This window comes from Veillonella sp. CHU594 (assembly GCF_003992265.1).
Classification (GTDB): Bacteria; Bacillota; Negativicutes; order Veillonellales; family Veillonellaceae; genus F0422.
This window is the reverse complement of the sequence record NZ_RQVB01000002.1, coordinates 247,983-265,428: the sequence shown is the minus strand read 5'-3', so window position 1 is coordinate 265,428 and position 17,446 is coordinate 247,983. Positions and strand designations below refer to the sequence as shown.

The following is a 17,446-nucleotide window of genomic DNA, read 5'->3' as shown; positions in this document are numbered from 1 at the left end:
GAGGAGGGTATACCTGATGAGCGAAGAAAAAAAACTTAGAATCGAGAAAGTAGTAATGACAGAAGATGGCCGCTACGGTAAATTCGTATGCGAGCCATTGGATCGTGGTTATGGTATTACTCTCGGTAATAGCTTGCGTCGCATTTTGCTTTCATCCTTAGATGGAGCAGCAATTACTTCCATCAAGATTGACGGAGTACTTCATGAGTTCTCTACGATTGAAGGTGTTCGTGAGGATGTATCCGATATTATTCTGAACCTTAAACAGTTGTGCATTCGTCTTGAAGATGAAGCACCTGTACCGATGGATGTACATATCGATGTTCGTAAAGATGGAGTATTAACAGCAGGTGACTTGATTCAATTCATGCCTCCTGAAATCGAAGTCTTAAATCCAGAATTGGTAATTGCTACAATGGATGAAGCAGCTCATCTTGTAATGGATGTGCGTATCGAACGCGGTAAAGGATATGTACCATCTACTAAGAATAAACGTGAAGATGATATGATTGGTCAAATTCCAATTGATTCTATCTTCTCGCCAATTCTAAGAGCAAAATATGAAGTCAGCGATGTCCGCGTGGGCAACGAAATGGACTTTGATAAGCTTACTTTAGAAGTTTGGACAAATGGTTCTATTACAGCATCTGATGCAATTGCTAAATCTGCAGCAATCATGATTTCCTATCTAGGAAACTTTACTCGACTAGCTCATTCTCATGATATGATCAATGTAGGGGAAAGTGAAGCAGAATTAACAAGTGCAAATGGTCAAGAAGGTGGCGATATTGATGCTGAACCTAAAGGACCAACGACAATTCCTATTGAAGATCTTGAGTTGTCTGTTCGTGCTTTCAATTGCTTGAAACGTGCTAACATTCATACTATCGGTGACTTAACTGGTAAAACAGAAGACGAATTAGGAAAAATCCGCAATTTAGGGAAAAAATCTGTAGAAGAAATTCTAGAGAAATTACAATCTTACAATGAGAGTAATGATTCCTTAACATCTCAAAGCGAATAAGAGGAGAAAGACTAATGGCATACAGAAAATTAGGCCGCAACAGTTCCGCTCGTAAAGCGTTGTTCCGCGGTATGGTAACATCTCTCTTCGTACATGAACGCATTGAAACAACAGAAGCAAAAGCAAAAGAGCTTCGCAAATATGTTGATGAAATGATTACATTAGGCAAACGTGGCGACTTACATGCTCGTCGTCAAGTTCTTGCTTTTCTTATGAACGAAGATGCAGTAAAAAAATTATTTGATGAAATTGCTCCAAAATATGCTGAGCGCAACGGTGGTTACACTCGTGTAATCAAACTTGGCCTTCGTAAAGGCGATGCAGCTCCATTAGCTATTCTTGAGCTTGTATAATCAACAGCAATCTGGTTGTGATAGGATGAGTTTCACTCATTCTGTTGCAGCCTTTTTTGCTTTTCTATGGAAAACAGCGACTCTGTCCCGTGGGATGGAGTCGCTGTTTTAGTATTAATTAAATTGTGTTTCGTCTACTTCTAAGAATCCGAAGTATTCCATACGTCGAATCATTTCTTCGTAGAAAGCAAGGATCATAGTGTATTTGTTAGATTGTTGTAAGGCTAGAGGGCTAATGCTTTCTTCTGTCATAGCCTCGTAGATTTTGCACATTACATCATGTTTTGTGGTTGGTTTGCTGAGGAGTTTCATGAACTCCAAATCTTCTTCATTAAAATCGGAAATAGGGTCATTGTAGCGATTGCCAGGATAGATGTAGGCGTTCACGCCTTCTTGTGGCATAATTTCTACGAATGGAATATAGCGCTCAGGGATGTAGCTTTTCTTCTCTTCAAAAATATGATGTTTGAAAGGATGCTCTGTTTCCAGCACAGATAGGGTGATACCGCCTTGAATGATGTGTTCTACTAGGAATTGATAGAACAACGGCAAGCACATATCAGGAATGGTATGCTCTCCTGTATAGGTCACTAATGTGTTGTGTTTCACATAGAAATGCGGGCCTTCTTGTTGGAACAAATCTACCAATGCTTTTGTTGCAGAGCTATCCATCTGTTTTGCTAAGGCTTCAAAGATTGGCTCTAAATGTTCCGATGGAATGCGAAGAGTGAATAGGAATTGCTCCAAGCTGTTTTGGAAGTCTGCATCAGTGACAGATGTTTCGGTGATGCATTTTGGCGTAGCCCCTTTGTGGGTAAATAAGGATTTGCGGAATGCTGTATTCAGCATGAAATCGATGTACTGTTCTCGTGCCAATGGATCATGTGGAGCTAGCTCTTGTAATTGCGTGCGCAATGTTTCGTCATACACATCGGGAAATGATAAATTTAGATCGCAGTCGCAGAGGTAGGTGAATCCATGCTCTGCCATATGGTCCATGCATTGGTGAAAGTACACCGGCGTGTTCACTGGCTCTAAATGGTCATGGCCTACATAGCAATCCTGCTTTTGCAATGTTTGACGTAAGGACTGCAAAAATGATGTCTGTTGGTTTTTTACCGTATCGTATTCAAGCATGAGAGCGCCTAGCTTGCTCGCCACCGTTTTACCGTGGCGCACTTTTTCGCGATGGTTCAAGGTGTCGATATCTTTGTTGGCAAACTTCAAGAGAGCGCGAACACTGTCCATTTTATGCCAACCTGGGTAGGTGTTATAGGACATGTACAAGATGCCGTTCTCCGCTAAATGCTCTTTGCAGAGGCGAAGAAAATTATCCTTTGTGTCCTCGTCCACCCAAGAATAGAAACCGTGGGCAATGATGTAATCGTAGGTGCCGAGGTGATCGTGGCTTTCATTCACATCACCTTCTAATAAGTCAAGGTTTGTGATGCCCAATTGGTCAATATAGGTCTTGCCTACACTCACTTGGGTGGGGGCAATTTCGATGCCTGTGAAAGTCGCCTGCGGATAGAACAGGGCTTGGGAAATTAAATTACCGCCGTAGGAAGATCCGATTTCCAAAATGCGAGCTGTATTAGCAGGGGCTGGTGAAAGACCTAATAGACGAGCGTAACTTTCAAGGAATGGAGCAGACGCATACGGAAAGGGCTGAGATAAATACCCTAAATCAGCGTAGATTTCTTTAGCCTGCTCTTTAGTCATTCGTGTGTTGTATCGCATAAAAACTCCTTTATTCTCTGGGATGTTATAGTAGTATTCATCAGTTGCTATGAGTAGTAGTTTGCATAGTTATATAGTTATAAGTATATCAGAAAAGATATAAATTACATACTATTATCTATGGCGACTAGGGGCTCAAATTATTTTGTATAGAGAAAGAGTGTTTTCTATTGTGACCTCAAGCTATATATGGATGAAAATTGAAGATAGAGCTGTATAAGTAAATGAAAATAATTTTTAAATAACAGAAGGTTATATGTGATATAACTAATAGAAATACGGGGGGGGGGTTAAATTTTTTATTGATTTACTTAATTAATTCTGTTATTATGAACGTAACATGAAATTATAGAAGGGTTTTACTAATAACTTAACTTCTAAGTCTTTTTAGTGTGGTACAAGTTGTTTAACTAGTAGAAAAGGGGAAATCTATTATGAATCAAATTTTCAAAGTTGTGTACAGTGCAGCAAAACAATGTTATGTGGTAACATCTGAGTTTGCTAAATCAAATGGTAAAAAAGCAGCAGTCGTAGCAGCTGCGTTGGTATTAACAAGTGGTGTGGGGGCTGTAAATGCAGCTGATGTAGAGACACGTTTAACGGCTGTAGAATCTAATATTCGTACAATGAATGCTACAATCGCTAATATTAAAGATACAGTAGATAGTACAAGTGATGCACAAGTAGCGACGAATAAACAAAAATCTGAAGCTAACGAAACTGCGATTAATGAGCTAAAACCAAAAGTAGAAGCTAATACTGCAGCAGTAGGAAAAATTGATAATAAAATCGATACAGCAAAAGCAGCAGCTATTACAGAAGCTGGCACAAAAGCAGAAGAAAAAGTTAATGCTGCAAAAACAGAACTAGAAGGAAAAATTACTACAGCAAAAACAGAAGCTATCACGGAAGCTGGCACAAAAGCAGAAGAAAAAGTTAATGCTGCAAAAACAGAACTAGAAGGTAAAATTACTACAGCAAAAACAGAAGCTATCACAGAAGCTGGCACAAAAGCAGAAGAAAAAGTTAATGCTGCAAAAACAGAACTAGAAGGCAAAATTACTACAGCAAAAACAGAAGCTATCACAGAAGCTGGCACAAAAGCAGAAGAAAAAGTTAATGCTGCAAAAACAGAACTAGAAGGCAAAATTACTACAGCAAAAACAGAAGCTATCACCGAAGCTGGCACAAAAGCAGAAGAAAAAGTTAATGCTGCAAAAACAGAACTAGAAGGCAAAATTACTACAGCAAAAACAGCATTAGAAGCAAAAGACCAAGAACAAGATGGTAAAATTGCAGATTTAGAAACTAAATATAACTCTGCCACTGATATTAAGGCTGCTAATGATCGTTTTACTGCTCTTGAAGATGCAGATAGAGCACATGATGAAGCTCTTACTGGTATCAATAACAAAATCTCAGAGATAAAGAAAGATATCCAAGATAATGATGAAGCGATTGATACTATTTCTGAAACTGTAACTAAACATGCAGAAATGCTCAATAGCCATACAACTGATCTTGAAAAAATGGGTGAATCTGTTAATAAAAATACAGAGGATATTGGCAAAACTAGAGATAGCTTGAGAGAATTAGCAACGGGTATTCTTGAAGGCAATGAAAAGTTAAGTGAAGATATTAATAATATGGCTACTGAACTTAAAGAAGAAATTAAGGAAAATGCTGATGCTATTGATGCCAATACGAAGGCCATCGATAAAAATACGGCAGCCGTTGATGAAGCTAATAAAAAGTTAGTAGAACATGCAACAGTAATTAATGAAAATACAAAAGCTATTAATGACAATGTTGATAGTATCAATACAAATGCTGAAAGTATTGCTAAAAACACAGGCTATATTAAAGAAATAGTAGAAAAAAATATAGAATTAGGTGAAGCTGTAAAAGAAAATAAAGAGAATATCAAAACAGTAGCAACTGGCTTAATTGAAACAGCAAAAGAAATCGATGCGTTAGAAGCTAAAAATACTGAACAAGATGGTAAAATTGATGCTAATACAAAAGCTCTTGAAGAAGCTAAAAAAGCTTTAGAAGAAAAAGATACTGCATTAGAAGCTAAAAATACTACTCAAGATGGTGAAATTACAAAAGCTCAAGAGACAGCAGATGCAGCTAAAGCAGCAGCAAAAGCAGCGGATGATAAAGCGGCTGCAGCAGCTCAAGCAGCTACTACTAAATCTGAAGCTGCAAAAACTGAAGCAGTAGCAGAAGCTGGTACACAAGCAGATTCTAAAATTAAGACAGCTAAAGAAGCCATTGCTGAGGATATCAAAGCCGCAAAAGCGGAAGCTATTGAAACAGCTGGTACTAATGCAGATGACAAAGTAATGAAAGCAACTAAAGCTTTAGAAACAAAACTTAGTGGCTTAGATTCTTCTACAGTTAAACTAGATAAATATGGTCAAGACATTGCAGCTTTACAAGAAAAAGACAAAAACCATGAAGCTCGTTTAACGACTGTTGAAAATGATGTGAAAATTGTAGGCGCTAATGCAGCGGCGTTAGCAGCGTTGAAACCTTTACAATACAACCCTGGTCAAACTACTCAAGTAATGGCAGGTGTTGGTACATACCGTGGCAAAACTGCTGTAGCATTAGGTGCAGCTCATTATGCTAGCGAAAACTTAATGTACCATGCAGGCGTAAGCTTCGGTAATGGTAACGGCGCAATGGCTAATGCTGGTGTTACAATTGGATTCGGCAGCGGAGAAGGTGCAAAAGCAAACTCCTCCAAAGTAGCTGAATTACAAAGCGCAGTAGATCGTTTAACAGCTGAAAACGAACAAGTAAAAGCAGCGTTGTACGATATCTACGCAAAATTACAAGCTAAATAAGAAATAACTTAGAGAATAGATAACTAGGGTATCTCCTAGTGTATAGATACTAAGATTATGACAGGAATACATGTTAGGTATACTCTATTTTGGGTATCCTAACATGTATTTTTTATATGAATCAATGTATGTTGTTTGAATGTCTACATATATTTTGTATCTAAGTTTTCAATGACTAAGCTAGAATAATGATACTCCTTATGACATATTAGGACTGCGTTAGAATTTCACAGGTGTGGTATAATTGTAATAGAATCTATATAACATGTCCCTACTCAGGTATTAGGGACGATGAGGAGTCATATGAAATATATTAAGGAGCCTTTACAATTAGATAATCCTTTGGAGTTTTGGCTAAACTTCGAGGGTGAGGAACGAGTCTTTTGGGTGGACCGTCAAAGCGATCGTGTGGTGGTAGGCGCCAAACGATTGGCGGTGGTACAAGACGACGTCGATCGGAAACAGTATGCCTATGTATTTTATGGGGGCACGTTCTTCCCAACTGTGAAAGATAAAAAATGGAGTAATATGGGCCATGAAATGGTGGCTTTCACCCATTACTATATTGTGGAAAATGGGGAGTCCTTTTACTTGCATGCAGGGGAGGGCGTAGACATACAGCGCCATAAGATTGAGCGGGTGGACCATACGTTTACAGAAACTAGTGATGATAAACAAGATTGGGATACCTTGATGGATGCCATTTTGACAAATATCCATGAAGGGCGCATGACGAAGGTGGTCTCCTCTCGTGAGGTAGAGTTTACCAGCCCTACAACGTTTGATGTGGTGAGTATCTTGGACCGTTTGGTGGAGAATAACCCAAATTGCTTTATTTTTGGGTATGAGAAAGAGGGACGTACCTTTGTGGGGGCATCCCCTGAAATTCTCGTGCGCCATCGGGGGGATGAAATTCTAAGTTATGCTTTGGCAGGGACGGCACCGAAGTTTGGTCCTAAGGCGTGGACGAAAGAGCGATTCCTGAATGATCATAAAAATCGAGTGGAGCACAATATTGTGCGAGATCGTATTGTGCATACGATGCGACAAGTGACGGAGGACGTGACTGTAGGAGAGATGGGCATTATGGAGCTTTCACGGCTATACCATTTGCGGACTATTATCACCGCTAAAGATAGCACGAAGTCCCTCATCGAATGGGGCCGATTATTACATCCTACACCAGCATTAGGGGGCGAACCGAGAGAGTTAGCCATGGACCTATTGGCGAAGTACGAAGCCCATGAACGTGGTATGTATGCGGCGCCCTTTGGATTTATGAAAGATATGGGAGATGGTATTCTAGTGGTTGCCATTCGGTCTGCCCTCATCATGAATAACAGACTCTATGCCTATGCAGGGTGTGGTATTGTGAGCGAATCCAATAGTGATGAAGAATACGAAGAAACCATCAACAAAATGGGTACTATATTGGATGCCTTGTAGGATGATACATCCACGTATAGATCCAATTAGGCATGCCATAGGGTAGGATGATGAATCCGTACCGATGTATTGAACAGATACAGGAAGTTAAACAGGAATGTTGAGCAATCAGCATTCCTTTTTTTGTTATGAACCCATGTCTATGTATGTCAGTTCATTATGAACGAGATAGGGGCGTCTAGGTGTTAGATAGATACCCAGTGCAACTCATATGGATACGTACAGAATCTAAAAACAATGGTATAATACATAGTAGATAGCACTATTAACTATAACGCAATGCCACAGGTTGGTATGGGAGATACGATATGAATGAATATATAGCAAGTTTGGTGGATGAGTTATACCAATTAGGGATGCGCCATGCGGTGTTCAGCCCTGGTTCGCGGTCCACTACATTAGCCATGCTTTTTCAAAGCCATGGAGGCTTTCACACGCATATGAATATTGATGAGCGGTCCGCTGGGTTTATGGCATTGGGCATTGCCAAAGCGCAAGGCGAACCAGCCGTATTGGTGTGTACATCGGGGTCTGCGTTGACTCATTATGGACCGGCGGTGGTGGAAGCCAAGCACAGTGGTGTGCCTATGATTATTTTGTCCGCTGACCGTCCGTACACCTTGCAACAGGTGGGGGCACCGCAGACCATTGACCAACAGAAATATTTTGGCACCTCCGTGAACTATTATGAGGAATTGTCTGTGCCTAGTGAAAGTCACTATTACACGTACCCTCGTCAAGTGGCACGCCGTGCCTATTTGAAAGCGAATGACCACAAACTGGGACCGGTACACATCAATGTACCTTTGTTTGAACCCTTGGTGCCCAATCGTGAGGAGGAGTATTTTAAACAAGGTCGCAGTGCGAAACCATTCCGACTTGTGAAACATCAGGAGATAGCATCCTTGGCATCATTGCTGGACGGAAAACGAGTGCTCATTTTGGGTGGTCCTACTGTGACGAATCCGAAAGCAGTTGTAGACTTCGCCGATCGGATTGGTGCTGTTGTCATCGGTGATCCCTTGTCTAATTTGCGCCAATACGAAAAAGTGATCAGTACCTACGATGCGTTCTTGGCTCATCATGAACGATGGGAAGAGTTGCGACCTGATGTGGTCATCCAATTGGGACAAATCCCTGTGTCAAAACGGATTCAGCAATGGATGGGGACCTTGACGGACATCGATTATATTACCGTCAGCCCTAATGCAGAGGTGGTGAATCCTAGTTTGACGACTACCATACATGTGATGGCGAGTGTAGATGTATTTTTAGCGGAGATCTATCGTGGCTTATTTGCTGTATTGGGTCTAGGTAGTCGAATAGGCGATACAGTGCAGGGATTATTAGACAAGAGTGATACGGAAGGCTCTAGCTCTTATAAATTTGGACTGGAACAGGACATCACAGATATCAATCATCGACATAGATTAGAGGAATCTAACACAGCATATACTTGCTATACAGTATCGGATCTAGAGTATGTTAGAGTATGGCAAGGTATCGAATCCAACAGCCGTGAACAATTAGACAAAGTCCAAGAGGAACCGAATCTATTTGAAGGTCAGACCATTCACATGTTACAACAAATGATGCCAGATGAGGGACAACTTCTGGTGGCGAACAGCATGTCTATTCGTGATATGGACTATTTCTGGGCCACTGGGCGCTCCCAAGCCATGGTGTACGGAAATCGTGGCACCAATGGTATCGATGGGACCGTGTCTACAGCGTTAGGACTTAGCACGAATGGAAAACCAACAGTGATGCTGACGGGAGATTTAAGTTTCTTTCACGATATGAATGGTTTAGCCATTGGAAAGACACATGGTATGAACTTGACCATCATTTTGCATAACAATGATGGAGGCGGGATTTTCCAATACTTGCCACAAAAAGGGACGGATGATTTTGATTACCTATTCAACACACCGCAAGGCATCGATTACAGTGGCTTAGCGACCATGTATGGCTTAGACTATGTGAAAGTCACCAACAATGCAGAATTAGAACAGGCGATGCAACATTATATCGGTACAGAGGGGATTCACCTCATTGAAGTGCCTACCTCTAAAGAAATCGGTCGTGAATTGCACAAGGTCTATCGGGTACAATAATATGAGACTAATGATTCAAGATATACGAACCTTAGATATGCAGCGTATGCAGATCCACATGGGAGAATACTACTATGGGGTGACTGTAATGGGTACGGGAAAACCGTTAGTTTGTTTTCATGGATTTTCTGAATCCGGGTCTACCTGGGATGGCATTGGGGTCAGTGGGTATCGACTGATACGTATCGATAGTATGGGTCATGGTAGGTCGGCTCGACCTATGGAATTACAACCTTATACATTGACTCAGATGCTTAGCGATTTGCACCGGGTTATCTATGCCGTAGCCGGTGAAAGATATGCCCTCATGGGATATTCCATGGGAGCTAGGCTAGCCTTAGTATATGCATTAGAGTATCCTCAGGAAGTGACGCATCTAGTCTTGGAAAGTGGCTCTGTAGGGATAGAAGATAGAGTAGAACGACAAGACCGCTATGTAGCCGATCAAGGGCTGGCTGAACGGATCCGATCACATGATATCACTTGGTTTAGCGAGACTTGGGCTCAGCTAGAAATTTTCAAGACACAACAAGGTTTACCTACAAAGGTGCAACAGCAGATTAGAGGACGGCGCTTGCTCAATAGCCCCCATGCATTGGCTTTCACCTTGGAAGGAAGCGGACAGGGGAATATGCCTTACGTAGGACATCGATTATCGGAGCTAACCATGCCCGTTTGTTATATTAGCGGTGAGCTAGATGCAAAATATACAGCCATTGGTGCTAAATATTTTGGTGATGTTCATCGTATTGTACCGCAGGTGGGTCATAATGTACATGTGGAAGCACCAGAGGCGTATCGGCAAATTTTAAAACAATTTTTCCTATAATCGGAAGTATTAGTGAATGTGTGGATTATTTATACTCTTAGGATGCGCGGATATGGAAGAAGATAGTGGCTAGGAGTGTATTCACTATGTAATACAGTAATCGACATCGTATCTACTAAATAATATAGTGATGAATCTATGTAATACAGTCATAGAGGAGCTATAGTATGAAGTTAGCTAGGTTATCTTAAAAGGTTAACTAGACGTATATAATTCTAGTTGCAGTAATAGAAATGAGAGGTGTCCTATGATTACAAATATCACCCTGTACCATGTGCAACTACCGATGAAGTTTACTTTCAAAACGGCAAAGGGCGAAGTCGGTGTCAGGGATACTCTCATTGTTCGTTTGGAAGATGAAGCGGGCTATGTAGGCTACGGCGAATGCGTGGCTTTCGTAGACCCTTTTTATACAAAAGAAACGGTGGCATCTTGTTGGGATACCTTATGTACGAGGTATTTACCAAACCTGTTGGGGCAAGAAACAACAACCACATTGCCACAACAATGGCTGATGGAAGGAATGCCTATGACTGTGGCATCTGTGGAAAATGCCTTGCTTCATCTACAATGCCATCACTTAGGGGTCAATACAGTGGAATATGTGCTACAGCAATCCTTACTGCCGACCGTATCTACGGGCATTGTCATTGGGGACGTCCCTTTGGATACCTTGGTGGATGCTGTGTCTGCTTATGTATCACAAGGGTGTCAGCGCATTAAATTGAAAGTATCCCCCAAGGATGGGTATGAACGAGTACAGCGAGTGCGTTCAGCCTATCCAGACCTTACGTTAGCGGTGGATGCGAATCAAAGTTACACCTATGAAGATGTGGATAAGGTGCGGGCCTTACAGGGGTTTCATTTGGCCTGTATAGAAGAGCCTTTTCAGATACAGAGTTTAGAAGACTATCATCATTGTAAAACAACTCAAGAGTGGGATATTACCATTCCTATATGCTTAGATGAGTCGATTTTGAGCTATGATGATTTGGTCTATGCCCATAGGCATGGTTTGTTGGATGTACTCAATGTAAAAGTGGGTCGTTTAGGTGGTCTTCGAGAAACGGCTAAGGTCATACAGTATTGTCGAGACCATGGAATCCAGTACTGGATTGGATCCATGGTAGAATCCAGTATTTCTAAATGGATGCATGTACAATTAGCGGCTCTAGGAGATACCTATATGCCGGGAGATTTGTCAGATTCGTTACGCTATTTTGAGCGAGATTTGACTCGACCGCCTATTATTAGTACAATAAAAAACTGCAGTACAGAGAGACTTTCACAGTTTGTAGAGGTGCCTAATGGTGCTGGATTGGGTGTAGACGTTGATATAGAGGCGTTAGAGGCGTATTGCATACATAAGAAATTATGGCACCTATAACTGATTTATATACTTGTATAGCTTGTGGATGTGGTATGATACAATATACAAGTAGTGTATGAAACTATATGACATATACAGATATGATGCATTTCAAGTAGAGGTGGAATGTATCGTTGTTTTACATAGATATGTAGGAGGTTTGTATGACAGAGTACATAGAATTATTAAAACGTGAGGTAAAACCAGCCTTTGGTTGTACGGAGCCGATCGCCTTGGCATTTGCAGCGGCGAAAGCGGCAGAACTATTAGGCGTTCGACCAGATCACATTCATGGTCGGTTAAGTGGCAATATTATTAAGAATGCAAAAAGTGTAACCATTCCTAATTCAGAAGGTCGTACGGGCATTTATTATAGTCTTATTTTAGGCACCTTAGTAGGGACTGCAGCGAAAGAATTAGAAGTATTAGAAGACCTTACTCATGAACAAGTGGTAGAAGCAGACCGTTTATTTGAAGCGGATTACTGTGATATTGAGCTAGCAGAAGGGGTAGAAAACTTATTCATCGAAGTCACTGCTGTGGCTGGTGAACATACGTCTAAGGTCATTGTTCAAAATACACATACCACTATTTCTTACGCAGAAAAAGACGGAGAAGTGTTGATTGCCTTATCTGCAGAAGAAGTGGCTAAACATTCTATGGAATTGTGCTTTGACTCTTGCTATGAGTTTGCTAGTACTGTAGATGCGAAAGAGTTGGAAGATATTTTAGGACCACAATTAGATTTGAATATGGCTATTGCCGAAGAAGGTATGAAAAACAATTATGGTTCCAACATTGGTAAATTGATTATTTCCAATTCTTCTTCCATTGCGGATAAAGCTCGTGCCTATGCAGCTGCTGGCTCTGATGCACGCATGGACGGTTGTTCTATGCCAGTAATGATTAACTGCGGTAGTGGTAACCAAGGGATTACATTATCTGTACCTATTATGATGTATGCTAAAGAATACGGTATCGATCGTGACCATACGTTGCGTTCTTTAGCCTTAGCCAATGTGTTAGCTCTATACATTAAACAATACATTGGTCGTTTGAGTGCTTACTGCGGTGTAGTGAGTGCTGCTTCTGCTACAGCCGCTGGTGTAGCATTCTTGCTTAATGAATCCAAGGAAGTAGTTTGGGAAACATTATCAAATGCATTAGCAGGCACATCCGGTGTGGTTTGCGATGGAGCAAAAGCATCTTGTGCTATGAAAATTGGTATGTCCCTTGGTAATTCCTTATTAGCCTATACACAAGCAAAGACAGATAATAGCTTTAAAGCAGGCCAAGGTATTGTAAAAGAAGACATTGACCATACGGTGCAAACGGTAGCAACCATTGCCCGTGAAGGAATGAAGCAAACCGATGTTGTCATCCTAGAAACCATGTTAGAAAAGTAATCTATGCATTATTGGTATAGAGAATGAGAATAATTCTATATTGATTTTTCTAAAAATATAGTGTATGATAGACACATAGATTGATTTCATAGTCACATACTCAGTATGTGCTATGTATAGGTTGTAACAATAAAGGAGATTTAGCATGGCAATCATCGGTAAACAACTACCAGCTTTTGAATTAGATGCATTCCGTAAACCAGAAATTATTAAAGTAAGCAATAAAACTATCGAAGGTAAATGGAGCGTGTTTGTATTCTATCCAGCAGACTTCACATTTGTATGTCCAACAGAATTGGCAGACTTACAAGATCAATACGCAGAATTGAAAAATTTGGGCGTAGAAGTATTCTCCGTATCTGTTGACTCTGCGTTCGTTCACAAAGCATGGTCCGATGCATCTCCTACAATCAATAAAATCGAATACACTATGATATCCGATATTAAACATGAATTAGCTGACTTCTTCGAGACATTCTCTGAAGAGTCTGGCCAAGCGTATCGCGGTTCTTTCGTGGTAGACCCAGAAGGCATCGTTCGTGCCGCAGAAATCTGTGACATGGGTGTAGGTCGTTCTGCTGCTGAGTTAGTACGTAAAGTACAAGCTTGCCAATTTGTTGCAAAACATGGTGAAGTGTGTCCAGCAAAATGGACTCCTGGTGAAAAAACGTTGAACCCAGCAGATCTTGGCTTAGTTGGCAAAATCTAATGTAAATAAACAGCTCCTGTAGTAGTTGTGGTTGAAGGCTCCTCTCCCTCTCTCGAATCTTCAACAATACATGATGGACTACTTGAGTGTGTTGACTATATTTGTAAACTTTCCTAAGAACACATCTTAGATCCTTTACTTCCCATAAAGACGACAAAGCTATGCTTTGTCGTTTTTATCTTTCTCAAATTATATAGTTGTATTACTAAAAAGTATCCTTTATTCATTTAAATTATTAGATTTAGTTTAGAAATTTGTATATAATAGGGAGGTAAGGTTACAAATAGAATGCATATAGGAGAATGAGAATGTTAGAAGTTACATACGAACGATTGGCAGGGATTTTTAAAGCTCTTAGCGATGAAACAAGATTGCACATTGTAGACATGTTGTCTTGTAATGAATTATGTGCGTGTGATATTTTGGCTAGTTTTGAGTTATCTCAATCTACTCTTAGTTATCACATGAAAATTTTAATTGATGCAGGTATTGTGAATTCTGTGCGTAGCGGTTTGTGGACACGCTATTCCATTAATGAAGAAGCATTTGATGAATTTGTTAAATTCTTGCCTGAATTATATAAAACAAAAGATGAGTGCATTTGTGCACAAATCAAATACTGCCGTATTGAGGATGCTCCACAAGCGGTGGCAGAATAATATGAAACGTTGGATTATGCATGTAGACATGGATGCTTTCTTTGCATCTGTAGAACAACATGATCGTCCAGAATTACAAGGTCATCCAGTTATCGTGGGTGGCCTTTCTTCACGTGGTGTGGTGGCTACGTGTAGTTATGAAGCACGGAAATTTGGGGTACGTTCTGCTATGCCTATTGGGAAGGCTAGAAAATTATGTCCAGATGGTATCTATCTATTGCCACGAATGGAACGATATCACGAAATTTCTGATCAAATTCATGACGTGTTGCATCGGTTTAGCCCCTATTTAGAGCCCATTTCTTTGGATGAGGCTTTTTTAGATATTTCAGGATTAGGAAAACTCTATGAGTCTCCTATGGCGGTGGGCCGTGCTGTGAAAGAACAAATTAAGGACTTAACGGGCTTGGTCGCATCTGTTGGAATTGGACCGAATAAGTTTTTAGCAAAACTAGCGTCGGATTTACGAAAGCCAGATGGTTTATATATTATTCCTCATGGGCAAGAAAGAGCTCATATTAAACATTTACCGGTACGCAGGTTGTGGGGCGTAGGGGCTCATATGGAACAAGCATTACAGCGAGGCGGCTTTCATCGGATTCAAGATATTGCACAGTTAGATTCGTATCATGAGTTAGAACCCTATTGCGGTCATCAAAGTGAACGTGTGTATTTGCTGTCTAAAGGCATTGATAATCGTCCTATTGAGTGGAATCGTGAGTTGCAATCCGTAGGCAATGAACTGACCTATGAAAGGGACTTAATGGACCCAGAGGAAATCGACAATGAATGGCGATATTTTGCGCATCATGTAGCTAAGCGTTTGCGCCAGAAAGGTCTCAAAGGTCACACCATTGCTATCAAAGTACGATTGTCTGACTTTACCACCAAAACAAGGCAAAAACGATTATCCTATCAGACGGATAGAGAAGATGTATTGTATGAGACGGCCTGTGTATTATATAATAAACTTAATGTACAGGGGCCGTTCCGGTTATTGGGGATTACGGTCAGTGGCTTTCACCAAGAGGTGGAGCAAGAGTCGCTCTTTCAGAGTGAAGAAACAGAGCCAGATCGGTTAGCACAAGTACTAGATACTTTGGAAGAACGATTTGGAGAAGATATTGTTACCACAGGAGCTATGTGGAAACGAAAATTGAAGGATGACACGACATCGTCCTAGGAGGATAGTATGCAACAATATATATTGGACCAGGAACAGATTGAAAAGTTGTTACAAGGCTTGCAAACAGCGTATGGTCATTGCAAAGAAGTACAACAGCAATATGTGGCGAATTTAGAGGCGCACCATATGGAGTCCCCTGAAATGGCTATGGAAGTGGTAGAAGACTTAGAAAACTTTGCTCATATGTTGGCTCTATTGGGAAAACAATGGGAAGAATTACGTGGGCTCCAAAGTATGGTAACAGAGCACTATCTGTATGATATGATATCTTCCTTAGAAGAGACACCAACAGTAGAAGCTGTGGCGGATGAAGGTGTGGAAGGCTATGATGTAGGTGTGGCATTAGGCGTAGATTTTGTGATGGCTGAGCGTTGGCAAGGGGAAACCTTTGCAGAGAAGGTTGAACCGAAGGCGACATCGAGTTCTTTTATGAGTTTATTCAGCAATACCAGCGAAACGAAGCATATTAATGAGTATGACTATGATGACGATGGGGAGGATGACGACCCTAAAGACGATGAAGAGGATGCGGTCATTGAGTTAACGAAATATACTAACAAAAAATCTAACTTGTATGATATGTTTGAGATGGAGTCGTCAACAGAGACAAAAAAACAGCATAAAAAGCGTTGCAAACATTGCACAGAAGATTCTCCCATACCAGAAGAGCGAGACAAATGCTGCATTGTTAAACAAGAAAAAAAGAAAAAGAAGGAAAAAAGCAAAGATAAGTCGAAACATAAAAAAGAAGCTCCCTCTGTAGACAAGTGGGCAAAAAAATTGTCTAAATGGGAACGCTATGCAGAAGAGCATGGCGATGCATGGACAGAAAAAGTCTTGCAAAAAGTAGCAAAAAAGGCAGAGAAAAAAGCGGAAAAGCGAGGCATGAAAGCGGTCTTCAAAAAGCATAAGTTAGACCGATTTGCGAAGCTGTCTAAGGAGGATTAAGGTATGGATGTGGTAAGTGTATTAGGCTTTGTATTGCTAGGCGTAGTTGTAGCCGCATTGGGAACCATCATTGGTGCAGGTGGCGGATTGATTTTTGTGCCAGTATTTCTTTACTTCTTTCCAGAATGGACGCCAGCTATGGTAGTAGGTACATCCTTGTTTACGGTAACCTGTAATGCCATTTCGGGTACTATTGCCTATGTGCGGCAGAAGAAAATATTATATAGCGCAGCAATTCTATTCGGGATTGCCACCTTCCCAGGGTCGATTATCGGTGCTCATGTAGCGGAATATTTTGATCCTAGTGGGTTCCGATTCTGGTTTGGTTCTTTCTTGCTAATCATGTCTTTGTTCATTGGTTATAAAAATATGAATAAAGGGGAACGCAAAGAAGAGTCCTTGCAATTAGAAGAGTTGACCTATAATAAAGTGGTAGGTATCTTAATTAGCATGGGAGTAGGCTTTATTTCTAGCTTATTTGGTATCGGCGGTGGCTTGATCCATGTGCCGGCTTTCATTTATATCATGGGATTTCCTACGCATATGGCCACCGCCACTAGTCATTTTATCTTGGCTATGTCTACCTCAGTAGGGACTTTAACACATTTTTTGAGTGGTCATATTCATTTTGAAATTGCCATTCCTTGTGGTATTGGTGCCTTAGCGGGTGGTCAATTAGGGGCGTTCATTGCGAAACGATTGCGAGCAAAAACGATTTTAATTGGGTTATCCATTGGGATTGGATTACTGGCATTACGCTTAATTTACACATCTCACGTATTGTTCTAGTGTCATAGTATAGATT

The 17,446-nt window shown here is 40.7% G+C and carries 14 protein-coding genes; 13 read left to right on the top strand and 1 reads right to left on the bottom strand.

Annotation, left to right across the window (positions count from 1 at the left end):
• The first annotated feature begins 16 nt into the window (after positions 1-16).
• Together EO111_RS01615 and rplQ are read left to right on the top strand one after the other, a co-directional pair.
• The gene (locus EO111_RS01615; RefSeq protein ID WP_127010324.1) at positions 17-1,024 is read left to right on the top strand and encodes a DNA-directed RNA polymerase subunit alpha; all 1,008 of its coding nucleotides are present in this window, start codon (positions 17-19) and stop codon (positions 1,022-1,024) included.
• A gap of 14 nt (positions 1,025-1,038) precedes the next feature.
• Positions 1,039-1,377: a 50S ribosomal protein L17 gene (gene rplQ / locus EO111_RS01610; RefSeq protein WP_009353923.1), complete on the top strand. Its 339-nt coding sequence runs from the start codon at positions 1,039-1,041 to the stop codon at positions 1,375-1,377.
• Between the two features lie 114 nt (positions 1,378-1,491).
• On the opposite strand, the gene EO111_RS01605 is transcribed toward rplQ, so the two are convergent.
• Positions 1,492-3,117, bottom strand: a complete 1,626-nt coding sequence (locus EO111_RS01605) for a class I SAM-dependent methyltransferase (RefSeq protein WP_127010322.1) — start codon at positions 3,115-3,117, stop codon at positions 1,492-1,494.
• A gap of 434 nt (positions 3,118-3,551) precedes the next feature.
• Between EO111_RS01605 and EO111_RS01600 the strand changes: the two genes are divergently transcribed.
• The 11 genes from EO111_RS01600 (at position 3,552) to EO111_RS01550 (ending at position 17,430) form a co-directional block, all read left to right on the top strand.
• Entirely contained in the window at positions 3,552-5,972 is a 2,421-nt protein-coding gene (locus EO111_RS01600) for a YadA-like family protein (RefSeq protein ID WP_127010320.1), read from the top strand.
• A 303-nt stretch (positions 5,973-6,275) separates the two neighbouring features.
• The gene (locus EO111_RS01595) at positions 6,276-7,418 is read left to right on the top strand and encodes an isochorismate synthase (RefSeq protein WP_127010318.1); all 1,143 of its coding nucleotides are present in this window, start codon (positions 6,276-6,278) and stop codon (positions 7,416-7,418) included.
• Positions 7,419-7,726: 308 nt separating this feature from the next.
• Complete coding sequence (gene menD, locus EO111_RS01590) at positions 7,727-9,535, top strand: 2-succinyl-5-enolpyruvyl-6-hydroxy-3-cyclohexene-1-carboxylic-acid synthase (RefSeq protein ID WP_127010316.1); 1,809 nt, start codon at positions 7,727-7,729, stop codon at positions 9,533-9,535.
• A gap of 10 nt (positions 9,536-9,545) precedes the next feature.
• Positions 9,546-10,364, top strand: a complete 819-nt coding sequence (gene menH / locus EO111_RS01585; RefSeq protein ID WP_127010314.1) for a 2-succinyl-6-hydroxy-2,4-cyclohexadiene-1-carboxylate synthase — start codon at positions 9,546-9,548, stop codon at positions 10,362-10,364.
• Positions 10,365-10,611: 247 nt separating this feature from the next.
• Positions 10,612-11,751: an o-succinylbenzoate synthase gene (gene menC, locus EO111_RS01580; protein ID WP_127010312.1), complete on the top strand. Its 1,140-nt coding sequence runs from the start codon at positions 10,612-10,614 to the stop codon at positions 11,749-11,751.
• A gap of 146 nt (positions 11,752-11,897) precedes the next feature.
• Complete coding sequence (locus EO111_RS01575) at positions 11,898-13,139, top strand: serine dehydratase subunit alpha family protein (protein ID WP_009353877.1); 1,242 nt, start codon at positions 11,898-11,900, stop codon at positions 13,137-13,139.
• A 145-nt stretch (positions 13,140-13,284) separates the two neighbouring features.
• Positions 13,285-13,848 carry a redoxin domain-containing protein gene (locus tag EO111_RS01570; RefSeq protein ID WP_009353870.1) on the top strand — a complete coding sequence of 188 codons (564 nt, stop codon included), beginning with the start codon at positions 13,285-13,287 and terminating at the stop codon, positions 13,846-13,848.
• Positions 13,849-14,156: 308 nt separating this feature from the next.
• Positions 14,157-14,507: a helix-turn-helix transcriptional regulator gene (locus tag EO111_RS01565; protein WP_009353907.1), complete on the top strand. Its 351-nt coding sequence runs from the start codon at positions 14,157-14,159 to the stop codon at positions 14,505-14,507.
• A gap of 1 nt (position 14,508) precedes the next feature.
• Entirely contained in the window at positions 14,509-15,690 is a 1,182-nt protein-coding gene (locus EO111_RS01560) for a DNA polymerase IV (RefSeq protein WP_127010310.1), read from the top strand.
• Between the two features lie 9 nt (positions 15,691-15,699).
• A complete protein-coding gene (locus EO111_RS01555; RefSeq protein WP_126941186.1) occupies positions 15,700-16,641 on the top strand; it encodes a hypothetical protein in 942 nt (313 codons plus the stop codon).
• Positions 16,642-16,644: 3 nt separating this feature from the next.
• Positions 16,645-17,430: a sulfite exporter TauE/SafE family protein gene (locus EO111_RS01550; protein ID WP_062401143.1), complete on the top strand. Its 786-nt coding sequence runs from the start codon at positions 16,645-16,647 to the stop codon at positions 17,428-17,430.
• Positions 17,431-17,446: the final 16 nt, after the last annotated feature.